Source organism: Streptomyces antibioticus (assembly GCF_002019855.1).
In the GTDB taxonomy this organism is placed as follows: Bacteria; Actinomycetota; Actinomycetes; order Streptomycetales; family Streptomycetaceae; genus Streptomyces; species Streptomyces antibioticus_B.
Window position 1 is genome coordinate 1,436,648 of record NZ_CM007717.1, and the last position, 15,604, is coordinate 1,452,251.

12 protein-coding genes are annotated in these 15,604 nt (G+C 73.8%); 3 read left to right on the forward strand and 9 right to left on the reverse strand.

All coding sequences use genetic code 11. The features are described 5' to 3' along the window. Window positions 1-362: 362 nt before the first annotated feature. A complete protein-coding gene (locus AFM16_RS06275) occupies window positions 363-2,429 on the forward strand; it encodes a SpoIIE family protein phosphatase (protein WP_078632708.1) in 2,067 nt (688 codons plus the stop codon). An 18-nt stretch (window positions 2,430-2,447) separates the two neighbouring features. Here AFM16_RS06275 and AFM16_RS06280 read toward each other — a convergent pair whose 3' ends face one another. From AFM16_RS06280 to AFM16_RS06310, 7 genes are all read right to left on the reverse strand, one after another. Further along, window positions 2,448-4,625, reverse strand: coding sequence for an ATP-binding SpoIIE family protein phosphatase (locus AFM16_RS06280; RefSeq protein WP_078632709.1), 2,178 nt, complete (start codon window positions 4,623-4,625; stop codon window positions 2,448-2,450). A 138-nt stretch (window positions 4,626-4,763) separates the two neighbouring features. Continuing rightward, complete coding sequence (locus tag AFM16_RS06285; RefSeq protein ID WP_030786316.1) at window positions 4,764-5,762, reverse strand: sugar phosphate isomerase/epimerase family protein; 999 nt, start codon at window positions 5,760-5,762, stop codon at window positions 4,764-4,766. A gap of 29 nt (window positions 5,763-5,791) precedes the next feature. After that, the gene (locus tag AFM16_RS06290) at window positions 5,792-6,955 is read right to left on the reverse strand and encodes a Gfo/Idh/MocA family protein (RefSeq protein ID WP_030786313.1); all 1,164 of its coding nucleotides are present in this window, start codon (window positions 6,953-6,955) and stop codon (window positions 5,792-5,794) included. Between the two features lie 59 nt (window positions 6,956-7,014). After that, window positions 7,015-8,055, reverse strand: a complete 1,041-nt coding sequence (locus tag AFM16_RS06295; protein WP_078636858.1) for a substrate-binding domain-containing protein — start codon at window positions 8,053-8,055, stop codon at window positions 7,015-7,017. A 41-nt stretch (window positions 8,056-8,096) separates the two neighbouring features. Then, on the reverse strand, window positions 8,097-9,116 hold the full coding sequence (locus AFM16_RS06300; protein WP_030786309.1) for an ABC transporter permease: 1,020 nt from the start codon (window positions 9,114-9,116) through the stop codon (window positions 8,097-8,099). Continuing rightward, window positions 9,113-10,630: a sugar ABC transporter ATP-binding protein gene (locus AFM16_RS06305; RefSeq protein WP_078632710.1), complete on the reverse strand. Its 1,518-nt coding sequence runs from the start codon at window positions 10,628-10,630 to the stop codon at window positions 9,113-9,115. Before AFM16_RS06305 ends, AFM16_RS06300 begins: the two co-directional genes overlap by 4 nt. A gap of 98 nt (window positions 10,631-10,728) precedes the next feature. Next, window positions 10,729-11,910, reverse strand: a complete 1,182-nt coding sequence (locus AFM16_RS06310; RefSeq protein WP_030786304.1) for an ROK family protein — start codon at window positions 11,908-11,910, stop codon at window positions 10,729-10,731. A 185-nt stretch (window positions 11,911-12,095) separates the two neighbouring features. Here AFM16_RS06310 and AFM16_RS06315 point away from each other — a divergent pair, with 185 nt between their 5' ends. Together AFM16_RS06315 and AFM16_RS06320 are read left to right on the forward strand one after the other, a co-directional pair. Then, the gene (locus AFM16_RS06315; RefSeq protein ID WP_078632711.1) at window positions 12,096-12,899 is read left to right on the forward strand and encodes a hypothetical protein; all 804 of its coding nucleotides are present in this window, start codon (window positions 12,096-12,098) and stop codon (window positions 12,897-12,899) included. A gap of 140 nt (window positions 12,900-13,039) precedes the next feature. Continuing rightward, on the forward strand, window positions 13,040-14,275 hold the full coding sequence (locus tag AFM16_RS06320; RefSeq protein ID WP_078632712.1) for a phosphodiester glycosidase family protein: 1,236 nt from the start codon (window positions 13,040-13,042) through the stop codon (window positions 14,273-14,275). A 12-nt stretch (window positions 14,276-14,287) separates the two neighbouring features. Here AFM16_RS06320 and AFM16_RS06325 read toward each other — a convergent pair whose 3' ends face one another. Together AFM16_RS06325 and AFM16_RS06330 are read right to left on the reverse strand one after the other, a co-directional pair. Beyond that, window positions 14,288-14,482: a hypothetical protein gene (locus AFM16_RS06325; protein ID WP_030786295.1), complete on the reverse strand. Its 195-nt coding sequence runs from the start codon at window positions 14,480-14,482 to the stop codon at window positions 14,288-14,290. Window positions 14,483-14,586: 104 nt separating this feature from the next. Continuing rightward, window positions 14,587-15,462, reverse strand: a complete 876-nt coding sequence (locus AFM16_RS06330) for a phosphatidylinositol-specific phospholipase C/glycerophosphodiester phosphodiesterase family protein (protein WP_078632713.1) — start codon at window positions 15,460-15,462, stop codon at window positions 14,587-14,589. Window positions 15,463-15,604 lie beyond the last annotated feature (142 nt).

The following is a 15,604-nucleotide window of genomic DNA, read 5'->3' on the forward strand; positions in this document are numbered from 1 at the left end:
CCACCGGTCCAGCCGCCGCACCGCCACCGATACGCCAGCCGCGTCACCACGGGCGCACCCACCGCGCCACCGCCGGTCCGCCAGCCGCGCCACCGCCGATCCGCCCGCCCCCCGCCACCGGCGCACCCACCACGCCACCACCGATCCGGCGCCGCATCACCGCCGATCCGACCGCCGCGTCACGCCCGATCCGGCCGCGGCGCGACGCCCGATCCGGCCGCCGCATCGCCCTCGGCGCGCCCGTCGCGTTACCGCACCCGGCGGGGCGGAGGGAGCATGGAGGTACCGGCGGTGGGATCCCGGGCGGGCGGTGCGTGCCGACAGGTGGCGCCGCGCCCCGCCGTACGGTGGAGGAGGATGGGATGACAACCGAACCCTTCGGGTCCGACGCCGGTCCGAGCCCCGCCGGGGCGCCGCCGAGCACCGGGCTCCTGGACGTGCTGAGCGTGTCCGCGATGGTCGTCGACACCCAGGGCCGGATCGTGTTCTGGACCCCGCAGGCGGAGGAGCTGTTCGGCTACAGCGCCGAGGAGGCGCTCGGCGCGTACGCGGCCCGGCTGTTCGTCCATCCCGAGCATCTGCCGTCCGTGGTGCGGCTGTTCACCGAGGTGCTGGAGACCGGGCGGTCCTGGGCCGGCGCCTTCCCCATCCGGCACAAGGACGGCAGCAGCCGGCTGATGGAGTTCCGCAACATGCGGCTCCAGGACGACCTGGGGGACGTCTACGCCCTGGGCATCGCGGCCGACCACGCCCTGCTCCAGCGGGTGGAGACCGACCTCGCGCTGTGCGAGCGGCTGATCAACCAGTCGCCGATCGGACTCGCCCTGCTGGACCCCGATCTGCGGTACATCCTGGTCAACCCGGCGCTGGAGCGGATCGACGGCGTGGCCGCCGAGGACCATGTGGGCCGCCGGCTCGGCGAGACCCTGCCGCTGCCGGACATCGACACCATCGAGTCCGCACTGCGCCAGGTGCTGACCACCGGCACCCCGCTGCTCGACCAGTACCACGTGGGCAGCCCGCGGACCGATCCCGACCACGAGCACGCCTGGTCGCTGTCGTTCTACCGCCTCGAGGACCCCGGCGGGCGGGTGCTGGGGGCGGCCGTGTCCGTCGTCGACGTGACCGAACGGCACCGGGTGGCTGCGGAGGCCGACCGGGCCAGGCGGCGGCTGGCGCTCGTCGCGGAGGCGTCGACGCGGGTGGGCACCACGCTGGAGGTGGAGGGCACGGCCCGTGAGCTGGCCGAGATCGCCGTCCCGCAGCTCGCCGACGTCGTGGCCGTGGACATCCTCGACTCGGCGCTGGCCTGCCGCCGTTCCCGCCGTCCCGACAACGGCCCCGAGCTGTTCCGGGCCCTCGCCCTCAAGGCGGCGCATCCCACGGTGGCGCTGCGGGCCGCCGATCCGCCGGGCGACATCGCCTCCTACGAGGGCGACCGGCTGGTGACCCTGTGCGTGCACACCGGGCGGCCGGTGCTGGTGCGGCACGTCGGCGAACGGGACATCCCGCGGATCGCCCGGGACGCGGAGGCCGCGGCGATGCTGGCGCGGGCGGGCGTGCACTCGTATCTGGCGGTGCCGCTGATCGCGCACGGCGAGGTGCTGGGCGCCCTCGACCTCAAACGGACCCGCAATCCGCTGCCGTTCGACGACGACGACGTGGTCCTCGCCACCGAGCTGGCCGGGCGCGCGGCCGTCGCCATCGACAACGCCCGCTGGTTCCAGAGCGTGCGCAACACCGCCCTCACCCTCCAGCGCAGCCTGCTGCCCGACCACGCGCCGCACCACACGGGACTGGAGCTGGCCTCCCGCTACCAGCCCGCGCAGGCCACCAGCGAGGTCGGCGGCGACTGGTACGACGTCATCCCGCTGACCGACGACAAGACCGCGCTGGTCGTCGGGGACGTGATGGGCAACGGCATCGACGCCGCCGCCACCATGGGCCGGCTGCGCACCGCGACCTGCGCCTACGCCGATCTCGACCTGGACCCCGGTGATGTGCTCCAGCACCTGGACAAGATCACCTGCGATCTGGAGCACTACATCGTGACCTGTCTGTACGCGGTGTACGACCCGCGGACCGGGCGGTGCCGGATCGCCAACGCCGGACATATGCCGCCCGCGCTGGCCCGCCCCGGCCGGGAGCCCGTGCTGCTCGACCTGCCGCCGTGCGCGCCGCTCGGTGTCGGCGGGGTCCCCTTCGAGACCGCCACGGTCGAGCTGGGCCGGGGCGATCTGCTGGTGCTGTACACCGACGGCCTGGTGGAGACCCGGCAGCATCCCATCGACGACCGGCTGAACGTCCTTCTCGGCTTCCTGGACGAACCCCAGCGGCCGCTGGAGGAGATCTGCGACCTCCTGCTGTACGGCCTGCGCCACCCCGACGACCACGACGACGTGGCGCTGCTGGTGGCGCGGGCGGTGTGAGGTGTTTTTGAGAACGCTCTATTCGAGGGCGAGGGCGGCGAGGAGGCCGTCGGACTCGCTCAGTTCGGCCCAGACGGTCTTGCCGTCGCGGCCGTGGCGGGTGCCCCAGCGTTCGGCGAGCTGCGCGACCAGGAACAGGCCGCGGCCGCCCTCGTCGAAGTGGCGGGCCCGGCGCAGATGCGGGGTGGTGCTGCCGGAGTCGGACACCTCGCAGAGCAGGGAGCGGTCGTGGATGAGGCGCAGCCGGATCGGGGGGCGGCCGTAGCGGATGGCGTTGGTGAGCAGTTCGCTGACGACGAGTTCGGTGGTGAAGTCCAGCGTCTCCAGTCCCCAGTCGTTCAGTTGGCGTGTGACGTCCGCGCGCGCCCCGGCGACGGCGGCGGGGTCGGCGTCCAGCTCCCACACGGCCACCTGGCGTTCGCCGAGGGCGCGGGTGCGGGCCAGCAGCAGGGCCACGTCGTCGTCCGGGCGGTCGGGCAGCAGGGCGTCGAGCATCCGGTCGCAGGTGGCCTCCAGGGAGGGTCCCGCGAGGGTCAGGGCGTGGCGCAGCCGGTTCAGCCCGGCCTCGGTGTCGTGGTCGCCGCCCTTGATCAGGCCGTTGGTGTAGAGGGCGAGGACGGTGCCCTCGGGCAGGTCGAACTCCGCCGCCTCGAACGGCAGCCCGCCGACGCCGAGGGGCGGGCCGGGCGGCAGGTCGAGGATCTCGGCGGTGCCGTCGGGGCGCAGCGCGGCGGGCAGGACGTGGCCGGCGCGGGCGAGGGCGCAGTGCCGTGAGACGGGGTCGTAGACGGCGTAGAGGCAGGTGGCGGTGGCGCCGGTGCCGAACACGTCCCGGTCCGGGGCCGTCGCGTCGGTCTCGTCGGGGGGGTCGTCGGACGCCTCGGCGGACAGCCGCAGGACGACGTCGTCGAGGTGGGTGAGGAGTTCCTCGGGGGGCAGGTCGATGTCGGCGAGGGTGCGGACGGCGGTGCGCAGCCGGCCCATGGTGGCGGCGGCCTGCACGCCGTGTCCGAGGACGTCCCCGACGACGAGGGCGACCCGGGCGCCGGAGAGCGGGATGACGTCGTACCAGTCGCCGCCCACGCCGGACAGGGCGCCGGCGGGCAGATACCGCCAGGCGACCTCGACGGCGGACTGCTCGGGGGTGCGGCGCGGGAGCAGGCTGTGCTGGAGGGCGAGCGCGGCGGCGCGGGCGTGGGTGTAGCGGCGGGCGTTGTCCACGGCCACCGCGGCCCGGGCGGCGATCTCCTGCGCGAGCAGCAGGTCCTCGTCGTGGAAGAGGTCGGGGTCGCGGTAGCGGAAGAGCTGGGCGACACCGAGGGTGGTGCCGCGGGCGCGCAGCGGGACGGCCATCGTGGAGTGGACGCGGGCGCCGGGTTCGTCGTGGGCGGCGTCCTCGGGGTGCTCGCGGCTGGGCCGGCCGGTGGTGAGGGCGCGGTACGGCGGTGAGTCCTTCGGGTAGGTGTGCAGGCTGTCCGGCGGGACGGTGCCGCCGGGGATCTCGACGGCGGGCGGCACGGCCCGTCCGGCGACGCGGCGCAGGACGGGCGGGTCCGCCTGGGGCTGGTCGTGGCCGCTGAGGACGGAGTCGAGGAGGTCGACGATGACGGCGTCGGCGAAGTGTTCCACGACGACGTCCGCCAGCTCCTGGGTGGTGCGGGCGATGTCCAGGGTGGTGCCGACGCACATGCTGACCTCGCTGACCAGCGCGAGGCGCCAGCGCAGTCTGCGGTCGCGTTCCTCCTGGAACGCCGCCACGCCCTGCTGGGAGGCGCGGTCCACGTACTCCGTCCCGGTCATGATCATCCGGCGTGCGGCCTCGACGACCAGCGCGGTGTCGTCGGTGAGCGCGGGCAGCTCGGCGAGGAGCCGGTCGAAGACGATGCCCTGGGCGAGCCGGTGCGCGCGCAGCAGCGCGCTGACGGAGGTGCCGTGCTTGGCGAGCCGGCGGGCGCGCTCGGCGTCCGCGGGCGGGGGTTCGATCCGGTCGGGGTCGACGCCCCGGGCGACGTCGGTCAGGACGCCGTTGATGTGCTCGGCGATGTTCTCCGACGCCATCCGGGCCAGGTCGGGCGGGTCCCACAGCTCGGGGACCTCCTTGCGCAGACACACCTCCACGTCCGCGATCAACAGCTCCGCGCCCGCACCGAGCCGATGCGCGGCGCGGGCCACCAGCTCACCGGCACTGACGTCCACACAGACGACGTTACGCCGTACCCCCGCATCCGCACGGCCGGGACCACCGGCACCCACCCCACGCCGAGCGGGGCTCGGCGCGTGCCGTCCCGTCCCCTGTGCGGGGCGGCGGCGCTCGTGGCCCCGGCGTGGGGTGGGTCAGTGGGAGAACGCCGCGTCGAACGACGACGTCGGGGGGTCGAAGTCGAACTTCTTGAGGTGGGTGAGGGCCTCGGGGGCACCCTGGAGGCGGTCCATGCCGGCGTCCTCCCATTCGACCGAGACCGGGCCGCGGTAGTCGATGGAGCGGAGCATGCGGAAGACGTCCTCCCAGGGCACGTCCCCGTGGCCCGCCGAGACGAAGTCCCAGCCGCGGCGCGGGTCGCCCCAGGGCAGGTGGGAGCCGAGGCGGCCGTTGCGGCCGTCGAGGCGTCTGCGGGCCTCCTTGCAGTCCACGTGGTAGATCCGGTCGCGGAAGTCCCACAGGAAGCCGACCGGGTCGAGGTCCTGCCACACGAAGTGGGAGGGGTCGAAGTTGAGGCCGAAGGCGGAGCGGTGGCCGACCGCTTCGAGGGCGCGCAGGGTGGTCCAGTAGTCGTAGGCGATCTCCCCGGGGTGGACCTCGTGGGCGAAGCGCACCCCCTCCGCGTCGAAGACGTCGAGGATCGGGTCCCAGCGCTCGGCGAAGTCCTCGAAGCCGCGCTCGATCATGGCCTCGGGGGCGGGCGGGAACATCGCCACGAGGTGCCAGATCGAGGAGCCGGTGAAGCCGATCACCGTGTCGACGCCGAACGCGGCCGCCGCCCGCGCCGTGTCCCGCATCCGCTCCGCCGCCCGCTGCCGTACGCCCTCGGGGTCGCCGTCGCCCCACACCGGGTCGGGCAGGATCGCGAGGTGGCGTTCGTCGATGATGGCGTCGCAGACGGCCTGCCCGACCAGGTGGTTGGAGACGGCCCAGCACTTCAGGCCGTACTTGTCGAGGAGTTGGTGGCGGGAGGCGAGGTAGCCGGGGTCGGCGAGCGCCTTGTCGACCTCGAAGTGGTCGCCCCAGCAGGCGAGTTCGAGTCCGTCGTAGCCGAAGTCGCGGGCGAGCCGGCAGACCTCCTCCAGCGGCAGGTCGGCCCACTGGCCGGTGAAGAGGGTGAAGGGGCGTGGCATGGGCGGGCCTCCTCGGTCGGGGACGGGCGTCAGTCGGGGACGGGCGTGTACACGGAGTTCTTCGCCGCGCTCTCCTCCACCGCCGCGAGGACCCGCTGCACCTGGAGTCCGTCGGCGAAGGAGGGGTCGGGGCGGCGGCCCTCGGCGATGGTGTGGACGAGATCGCGGGCCTGGTGGACGAACGTGTGCTCGTAGCCGAGGCCGTGTCCCGGCGGCCACCAGGCGTCCAGATAGGGGTGGTCGGGCTCGGTGACGAGGATCCGCCGGAACCCCGCCTCGGTGCCGGGCCCGGTGGCGTCGTGGAACCAGAGTTCGTTGAGCCGCTCCAGGTCGAAGGCCAACGAGCCGCGCTCGCCGTTGAGTTCGATGCGCAGCGCGTTCTTGCGGCCGGTGGCGTACCGGGTGGCCTCGAAGGTGGCGAGCGCGCCGGAGGTGAAGCGGCCGGTGAACAGCGCGGCGTCGTCGACGGTGACCGGACCGGTGCCGGGCCCCTCCGCGGCCGGCAGCGGGCGTTCCCGTACGAAGGTCTCCGTGAGCGCGGAGACACCGGCCAGCCGCTCCCCCGCCAGATGCTGGGCGAGGTCGACGATGTGCGCGCCGAGGTCGCCCAGCGAGCCGGATCCGGCCGCTTCCCGGCGCAGCCGCCAGGTCAGCGGGAACTCCGGGTCGCCCAGCCAGTCCTGGAGGTAGGACACCCGGACGTGGCGCAGGGTGCCGAGCCGCCCGGCGGCGACCATCCGGCGGGCGAGCGCGGTGGCGGGCACCCGGCGGTAGTTGAAGCCGACCATCGCGGTGCGGCCGCGCGCCCGGGCGGTCTCGGCGGCGCGGGCCATCGCCTCGGCCTCCTCGACGCTGTTCGCCAGGGGCTTCTCGCACAGCACGTGCTTGCCCGCGGCGAGCGCGGCGAGGGCGATCTCGGCGTGGCTGTCGCCGGGGGTGCAGATGTCGACGAGGTCGATGTCGTCCCGGGCGACCAGGGCCCGCCAGTCGGTCTCGACGTCGGCCCAGCCGTGCCGGTCGGCCGCCGCGCGCACGGCGGTGGCGTTACGGCCGCAGAGCACCGCCAGGACGGGCTGCCGGGGCAGGTCGAAGACCCGGCCCGCGGTGCGCCAGCCCTGCGAGTGGGCGGCGCCCATGAAGGCGTATCCGACCATCCCGACGCGCAACGGCAGTTGCCCGGGGTCCGGTTCCATGCGCTCGTCCTCCCTTTCGTCTTCTTCCTTCTCCGCCTCCGGCCCTGCCGCGGGGCGGCTCACCGGAAGCCGGTGGGCATGTACTGGTCGACGTTGTCCTTGTCGACGACGGCCGAGTAGAGGGTGATCGAGGCCGGGATCTCGAACTCGGCGAGTCCGCCGACGCCCTTGCCCTGGCCGAGGGCGCGGGCCAGGTCGATGGCGGAGGCGGCCATGGTCGGCGGGTAGAGCACGGTCGCCTTGAGGACGCCGTCGTCCTTCTTGATGGCCTGGAACGCGGAGAGCGCGCCGGCCCCGCCGACCATCAGGAAGCCGTCCCGTCCGGCCTGCTCGATGGCGCGCAGCGCGCCCACGCCCTGGTCGTCGTCGTGGTTCCACAGGGCGTCGAAGTCGGGCTGTGCCTGGAGGAGTTGGGCCATCTTGGCCTGGCCGGTCTCGACGGTGAACTCGGCGGCCTGGCGGGCCACCTTGCGGATGTTGGGGTAGTTGCGCAGGGCGTCGTCGAAGCCCTGGGTGCGCTGCTTGGTCAGCTCCAGGTTGTCGAGGCCGGCGAGTTCGACGACCTTGGCGTCGGGCTTGTCCTTGAGCTTCTCGCCGATGTAGTGACCGGCGTTCAGGCCCATGCCGTAGTTGTCGCCGCCGATCCAGCAGCGGTACGCCTGCGCCGAGTTGAAGATGCGGTCGAGGTTGATGACCGGGATGCCGGCCCGCATCGCCTTGAGGCCGACCTGGGTGAGCGCCTTGCCGTCGGCGGGGAGCACCACCAGGACGTCGACCTTCTTGTTGATGAGGGTCTCGATCTGGCCGATCTGCTGGGCGGTGTCGTTGGAGCCCTCGGTGATCTCCAGGGAGACGTCGGAGTACTTCTTCGCCCGGTTCTCGGCGTTGTCGTTGATGGCGTTGAGCCAGCCGTGGTCGGCCTGGGGTCCGGCGAAGCCGATGGTGACGTGCTTGCCGGGCTTGTCGTCGGCGGCCGGCCCGCTGTCGGCGGCGGGGCCCTGGTCCTTGGGCTCGTTGCTGGTGCAGGCGGCCAGGAAGGCTCCGGCGGAGACGGCGGCGGTCCCGAAGAGGAGTCCTCTGCGGCTGGTGCGCCCGTTCATGGCGTGGCTGGTCTGCTCTGGCATGGCGGTGAACCCTTTCCTCAGGTCGTGTTCGCGGTACGGCGCTGGACCAGGACGGCGGCGACGATGATCGCGCCCTTGGCGATCTGCTGGACGTCGCTCTGGAGGTTGTTCAGGGCGAAGATGTCGGTGATCGTGGTGAAGATCAGGACGCCGAGGACGGAGCCGGTGATGGTGCCCCGGCCCCCGCTGAGCAGGGTGCCGCCGATGATCGCGGCGGCGATGGCGTCGAGTTCGTAGAGGTTGCCGTTGGTGTTCTGGCCGGAGCCGGAGAGCACGATCAGCAGGAAGGCGGCGATGCCGCAGCACAGGCCGGACAGCAGGTAGAGGTAGAGCCGCTGGCGGCGGACGTCGATGCCGGCGAGCCGGGCGGCCTCGGCGTTGCCGCCGACGGCGACCGTGCGGCGGCCGAAGGTGGTGCGGTTGAGCACCAGCCAGCCGACGACCGTGACCAGCGCGAACACCAGGAACAGCGGCGGGATGCCGAGCACGTAGGCGTCGCGTTCGCCGAGCGAGAGGACGGAGTCGACGGTGACGACCTGGGTGCGGCCGTCGGTGATCTGGAGGGCGAGGCCGCGCGCCGAGGCGAGCATGGCGAGGGTCGCGATGAAGGGGACCATCCGGCCGTAGGCGACGAGCACGCCGTTGACCAGGCCGCAGCCGAGGCCGACGAGCACCGCGGTGAAGAGGATCCCGGCGAAGCCGTACTCCTGGGTGGCGACGGTGGTCGCCCACACGGAGGCGAGGGCGACGATCGCGCCGACGGACAGGTCGATGCCGCCGGAGGTGATCACGAAGGTCATGCCGACGGTGACGACCCCGATCACCGACGCCTGGGTCAGGATGAGTTGGAGGTTCCGTACGTCGAGGAAGGAGTCGGGCTCGGTGACCCCGCCGATGACGACGAGGACGGCGAGCACCCCGAGCAGGGACAGGGTGCGCACGTCGGCGCGGGCCGACATCAGGCGCCAGGACGGGAGACGGCCGGCCGGCGGGAGCTTGCCGGTGGCGTCCCGGGGCGGGGAGGCGTGCTGCGTCATGACGCCGGGCTTCCTTCCAGGACGAGATCGAGGACTCGGTGTTCGTCGAGCTGCCGGGCGGGCGCGGTGTGCACGACCCGCCCCTCCCGCAGCACCAGGACGCGGTCGGCGAGGCCGAGGACCTCGGGCACCTCGCTGGAGACGAGGAGCACGGCCAGTCCCTCGTCGGCCAACCGCCTCACCACGGCGTACAGTTCGGCGCGCGCGCCGACGTCGACGCCCCGGGTGGGTTCGTCCAGGAGCAGCACCCGGCAGCCGCGCAGCAGCCAGCGGGCGAGGACGGCCTTCTGCTGGTTGCCGCCGGAGAGCGTGCGGACGGGGACGTCCGGGTCGTCGGGCCGCAGCGACAGTTCACGGACGGCGGCCCGGGCGGCGGCGCGTTCGGCGCCCCGGTCGATCCAGCCGGCCCGCGCGAAGCGTCCGAGGGTGGAGACGGAGACGTTGCGGGTGACGGACTCCAGCATCAGCAGCGCCTGCGCCTTGCGTTCCTCGGGGGCGAGCCCGAGCCCGGCCCGCACCGCCGCGCGCACACTGCCGGGCCGCAACGGCCGTCCCTGAACAAGGACTTGACCGGCCGTCGGCCTGCGGGCGCCGTAGATGGTCTCCAGGATCTCGGAGCGTCCGGAGCCGACCAGGCCGGCGAGGCCGACGATCTCCCCGGGCCGCAGATCGAGGTCGAGGGGCGCGAACTCGCCGTCCCGGGCGAGGCCGCGCACCTGGAGCACGGCGGGCGCGGTGGGCGGCTCGGACGGCCGGTCGGGGAAGACGTACTCGACGGTGCGGCCGGTCATCAGGGCGACCACGTCCCGGGTCGGGGTGGACCGGGCGGGCAGTCCCCCCGCGACCGCCCGCCCGTCCTTCAACACGGTCACCCGGTCGCCGATGCGGCGGATCTCCTCCAGGCGGTGGGAGATGTAGACGACCGCGACCCCGTCGGCGGTGAGGTCCCCGACGATCCGGAAGAGGTTGTCGACCTCGTCGGGGTCGAGCGCGGCGGACGGCTCGTCCATGACGATGAGCCGCACGTCGTGCGAGAGGGCCCGGGCCATGGAGACGATCTGCCGCTGGGCGGCCGACAGCCTCCCCACCAGGGCGCCCGGATCGATCTCGGGATGCCCGAGCCGCCCCAGCAGCGCGGCCGTCGACGCCCTGGCCGCCCTGCCGCGGACCACGAACCCGGCGGCGGTCGGCTCATGGCCGAGGTACACGTTCTCCGCCACCGACAGATGCTCCACCAGGTCGAGTTCCTGGTAGATGGTGGCGATGCCGAGGCGCATGGCGGCGCTCGGCGAGCGCGGGGCGACGGGTTCGCCGCGCCAGCGGACGGTGCCCTCGTCGGGCAGATGCGCGCCGGCCAGGACCTTGATGAGGGTGGACTTCCCGGCGCCGTTCTGGCCGAGCAGACAGTGCACCTCACCGGCCTGGACGTCGAGGTCGACGCCGTCCAGGGCACGGACTCCGGGGAACGACTTGGTGATGCCGGACATGCTGAGCAGGGGTGGTTCGGGTGCCATGTGGTTCCCCTCGGCGGACGTGCGGGCCGGTGTCAGGGCAGGGGTGAGCGCGACGGGGCGGAGCGGGGTGAGAGGGCGGCCGCGCGGGCGGCGGCCGGCTACGCGGGTGAGAAGAGGTGGTCGCTGATCAGCCGGGCTCCGCCGATGACACCGGCGGTGGGTCCCAGCTCGCCCAGCACGATGGGGAGGTTGCGGGTCGCCAGCGGAAGCGACTGGCGGTAGACCTGGGTGCGGATCGCGGCGAGCAGGGTGTGGCCGAGGCCGGTCACCCCGCCGCCGATCACCACCAGGCCGGGGTTGAAGAAGGACACGAGTCCGGCGATGACCTGCCCCACCCGGGTGCCGCCCGCGCGGATCAGGTCGAGCGCGGTGGCGTCGCCCGCGGCGGCCGCGGCCGCGACGTCGACGGCGGTGAGGGTGCCGTTCGCCTCCAGCCGGGCGGCGAGTTCGGCGGACAGCCCCTGCTGGACCGCCTCCAGGGCGTCCCTGGCCAGGGCCGCGCCGCTGAAGTGGGCCTCCAGGCAGCCCCGGTTGCCGCAGGCGCAGGGCCTGCCGTCCGGTACCGCCTGGATATGGCCGATGTCGCCCGCGCTGCCGGTGGTGCCGCGGTAGACCTGCCCGCCGACGACGATGCCGCAGCCGATACCGGTGCCGATCTTGACGCAGAGGTAGTCGGCGACGGGCCGGGCGACCCCGGCGTGCTGCTCCCCCATGGCCATGAGGTTCACGTCGTTGTCGACCATGACCGGGCAGCCGAGTTCCTGGCTGAGCGCCTCCCGCACCGGGAAGCCGTCCCAGCCCGGCATGATCGGCGGCGCGACCGGCACGCCCTCGGGGAACCGGACGGGCCCGGGGACGCCGATGCCGGCGCCGTCGAAGCCCTCGGCGAGCCCGGTGGCCCGGAGCTTCCCGGCCATCTCCAGGACCTGCTCGAAGACGGCGACGGGACCCTCGCGGACGTCCATCGGCCGGGTGAGATGGCCGAGGATCTCCAGTTCGGCGTTGGTGACGGCGACATCGACCGAGGTCGCGCCGATGTCGACGCCGAGGAAACGCAGACCGGGGTTGAGCCGGATGTTGTGGGAGCGGCGGCCACCGCGCGAGGCGGCGAGTCCGTCGGCGACCACGAGGCCCGTCTCCAGCAGCCGGTCCACCTCCACGGCCAGCTTGGACCGCGACAGCTCCACCTGATCGCCGAGCTGCGCACGGGAGTTGGGGCCACCGTCACGGAGCAGGGTGAGCAGCCGGGACTGGTGCGCGTTCGCAGGTCGTGCCGTCATACGTCTCACGAACCCCTCCCCGCCAAGATTCGGCCACCAGGTGACTGGCTTTCGAGGGGAACGTAGCAGCGGCCGCCGACCCTGGGAAGAAGTCGTGCAGCAATTCGACACGACTTTCTCCACTCCCAGGACAAAGATCTCGGACGGGCCGCGGGCGCGATGGGTGCGGCCCGTAGTCTCGGCCCGTGATCTCCGTGGCGCTGGCCTGTGTCGTACCGCCCGTCACAGCGCTGCTGTACGGGTCGTCCGGCCTGCGCCACCGGCGGGAGACACGATGGCGGCGGGCGGTGGCCGAGCGGTGCGCCGCCGCGCTGTCGGACGATCCGTACGCCGGCGCCGACGACCGCTGGTGGCCCGAGGACGACGTCCAGGCCGCCGCCGCGCGACTGGTGCTGGACGGGCTGGTCACCGTCAACCACCGCGGCAATCTGAGCCTGACCGCCGCGGGCGCCGATCCCGCCCGCACGGCGGGTCACCCGCTGCCGGACGCCCTGCTCACCGCCCTGCGGCGCCGCACCGCGTCGGCCGCCCTGGGCAACCTCCTGGCGCACGACACCGCCTTCCGTGCCGCCCGCGCGGACTTCCACACGGCCGTACGGGACCGGCTCGCGGCGGGGCGACCGCGCCCGCCGCGCCCGGCCGGATGTCTGACGGTGATCGGCGTCCTGCTGCTGGTCCTGGAGATGACCTTCACCACGGTCGCGCTGCTCGACGGACGGCCGCGGGGAGCCGTCGACTGGACGGCGTCCGTCGTCGTCGGCGCGGCGCTGCTCGGGCAGTTCCACTGGCTGGGGCTGAGCGAACGGCGGGAGGCCGCCGCCACGCGCCTCGGTGATCCGGTCGCCGCACACCTGAGACAGGCCGGCGTCCATCCGGCCCTGACCGAACTGGCCGCGCGCGCCCCGGAGTCCGCCGCCCTGCTGCGGACCAGCCGCACCCGGCTGCGCCGCCGCCGCAACCGGGGCAGGCGGCGCGGCCGGGTGCTCTGAGCCCCCTCCCCCACGACGGCACCGGCCGGTGTCCCCGCTGTCACTCGTCCGCGTGGACTTGCCCGGCGCTCCCGGCGGCCGTTCCCCCTGCCCGTGACCATGGCTGCGGACAGGCAGAACTTCCCAGGGGGGTCGGCTTCGTGACACGACGTCGGACATGGTTCGGGACGGTCGTACAGCGTACGCCCGCAGTGTCGGCGGCGCTCGCGACGCTCGCCGCGACCGTCCTGGTGGGGGCGGCTCCGGCGGGCGCCGCGCCCGTCTGGACCACCGTGGCGCCGGGGGTGACGTACCGGCAGTACGACCTTGCGGCGGCCGCGGGGACGGCCCGCGCGCATGTGCTGAACGTCGACCTCGGCCATGGCCGGGTGCGGCTCGGGCTGCTGTACCCGGGGGCGGTCGCGGCGCGTGCGCGCCTGTCCTCGCTGGCCGACGCCCGGCGGGCCGTCGCCGGGATCAACGGCGACTTCTTCAACATCTCGGAGACCCAGCATCCGGGCGTCCCGGCGACCGGCGCGAGCGTGGGTCCGGCGATCGCCGAGGGCCGGGTGCTCAAGGGGGCCGTCCCGGTCGGGCAGCGGTTCGGGCCCGAGCTGCCGCCGGGCACCGGCACCGAGGCCGTGGTCGGCGTGGACACCGGCGGCCGGGCCCGGGTGGACAGTCTGTCGCTGTCGGGCTCGGTGAGCGCCCTCGGACGGCGGCTGACGTTGCGCGGGCTCAACCAGTACGCGCTGCCGGAGAACTCGATCGGCGCCTTCACCTCCGACTGGGGCGGCGTCGCGCGCACCCGGGCCGTCTGCGGCACGGACACCGACCGGGCCGCCCCGTGCGCCACCAGGACCTACGAGGTGACGGTCAGGAGGGGCCAGGTGGTGTCGGCGTCGGCCAGGCCCGGGAGCGGTGCCGTCGCCGCGGGCACCACGGTGCTCCTCGGCCGGGAGGCGGGCGCGGCGCGCCTGCGGACACTCCGGGTGGGCGAGCGCGTGACCGTGCGGTACGGACTGGACTCCGCGTCGTCCGCGGCGTACCGCTTCGCGGTCGGCGGGTACCCGGTGCTGGCGGGCGGCAGGGCCCGGGCCGGTCTGGACACCCGGGTCACGGCGGTGCGGACGGCCGTCGGGATCGGCGCGGGCGGACGGCGGGTGTATCTGTTCGCGCTGGACGGCGCGGCCGCTCACCGCACGGGTCTGACGGTCGCCGAGGTCGCCGCCGCGCTGAGGGCGCTCGGCGCCACCGAGGGGTTCAGCCTGGACGGCGGCGGCTCGACCACCCTGGTGACCCGGGCGCCGGGCGCCGCCCGGGTGACGGTCCGCAACCGTCCCTCGGGCGGCGCCGAGCGTGCCGTGCCGAACGGCATCGGGGTCTTCACCCGATAGGCGGCCCCGGCCTCAGGGCCGGAGACTGCCCACGATGTCGGCGGTCGCCGTGAGGCCGCTCTGGATGGTGGGCGCCATGCTCGTACCGGCCAGGAAGAAGCCGAGCAGCAGACAGACCAGCGCGTGCGACATCTTCAGTCCGCCGTTGCGCAGGAAGATCACCGCCAGGATCAGCAGCAACAGCACCACGGAAATGGAAACGGCCATCGTCAACCTCCTCCGCCACGTCCGCTTTCGCGGCGTTCGGCCGCAAGTGTGGCGTAACGGAGGGTTCGTCAGGGCGGCTGACCTGTCCGCCGAACGAGTGGTGTCTACGGCGTCCGGCGCGCGTCGAGGAACGCCTCCAGGCCGGCCAGGTCGTCGGTGTTGAGGTGGTCGACGCCCGCGGCGAGGAGTTCCGTCCACACCGCGTCACGGGCGGGTCCGGCGAGGTCCGGGGTGGCCCAGAACCGTACCCGCTGGCCGCGCGCGTGGGCCGCCGCGACGATCGTGCGCAGTCTGCGCCGCTCCGCCTCGGGGAAGGCGCCGACGCCGAGCCATCCGAAGTTCAGGGTCCAGTTGTCGCTGATCAGCGGGGCGAAGGCGGCGTCGGTGGTCCCGAGGTCGGCGAGCCGTCCGTCGTAGAAGGCGTGGCGCACGGCCTGCGCCGCCAGGGGGACGCGGGCCGCCCGGTCGCCGGAGACGACGGCGGTGACCGCGCCCGGCCACACCCTGCCGTGCGCGTAGGTAGTGAACAGGCCGTGGTACCGGCGCAGTTGGTGGTCGAGCGCGAGGTAGGTCGAGGCGCCCTCGGTCTTGATGTCGACGAGCAGTTGCAGGGGCTGCCGGTGTCCCCGGTACACCGAGCCGTGGTGGGCCCGCACCCGGGCGGCGAGCGGGGCGAGGTAGAGGGACTCCAGGGTGCGGGCGGGGTCGAGCTGGTCCGCCGAGTGGGCGACGAGGAGTGCGCCGTCGACCAGGAAGATGTCGGCCTCGACGCTGCCGAAGCGGTGGTCGAGGGCGTCGAGGAGGGGGCGGGGGTGCTCGTAGTCGTTGTGGGCGTGGGCCCGCCACAGCGGGCGGGGGCCGGGCGGGCGGCCGTCGGCCGAGGCATCGGTGGCGAAGGCGCTGCCGGCGGGCGGGGCGAGCACCGCGGCGGCGGTGACGGCGAGGCCGGTGAGCGCTCGGCGACGGGTGACGAAGGACATGGTGTTCCTCCCTGTGGGGCGGGTCCGAACCACAGGGAGTATGGGGCCGCGCGCACCACAACGAACCGCCGCACGCGAGGAGTTGGCCGGACCGCCGCCCCTTGTTCACCCCTCTTCGCCCCTCCCGCGCGAGCGCACGGAA

What these genes read in the sequence shown, in the direction of transcription:
- AFM16_RS06275 (WP_078632708.1), top strand. Translation starts at nt 363, where the DNA reads ATGACAACCGAACCCTTCGGGTCCGACGCCGGTCCGAGCCCCGCCGGG.
- AFM16_RS06285 (WP_030786316.1), bottom strand. Translation starts at nt 5,762, where the DNA reads ATGCCACGCCCCTTCACCCTCTTCACCGGCCAGTGGGCCGACCTGCCG.
- AFM16_RS06290 (WP_030786313.1), bottom strand. Translation starts at nt 6,955, where the DNA reads ATGGAACCGGACCCCGGGCAACTGCCGTTGCGCGTCGGGATGGTCGGA.
- AFM16_RS06295 (WP_078636858.1), bottom strand. Translation starts at nt 8,055, where the DNA reads ATGAACGGGCGCACCAGCCGCAGAGGACTCCTCTTCGGGACCGCCGCC.
- AFM16_RS06300 (WP_030786309.1), bottom strand. Translation starts at nt 9,116, where the DNA reads ATGACGCAGCACGCCTCCCCGCCCCGGGACGCCACCGGCAAGCTCCCG.
- AFM16_RS06305 (WP_078632710.1), bottom strand. Translation starts at nt 10,630, where the DNA reads ATGGCACCCGAACCACCCCTGCTCAGCATGTCCGGCATCACCAAGTCG.
- AFM16_RS06310 (WP_030786304.1), bottom strand. Translation starts at nt 11,910, where the DNA reads ATGACGGCACGACCTGCGAACGCGCACCAGTCCCGGCTGCTCACCCTG.
- AFM16_RS06325 (WP_030786295.1), bottom strand. Translation starts at nt 14,482, where the DNA reads ATGGCCGTTTCCATTTCCGTGGTGCTGTTGCTGCTGATCCTGGCGGTG.
- AFM16_RS06330 (WP_078632713.1), bottom strand. Translation starts at nt 15,462, where the DNA reads ATGTCCTTCGTCACCCGTCGCCGAGCGCTCACCGGCCTCGCCGTCACC.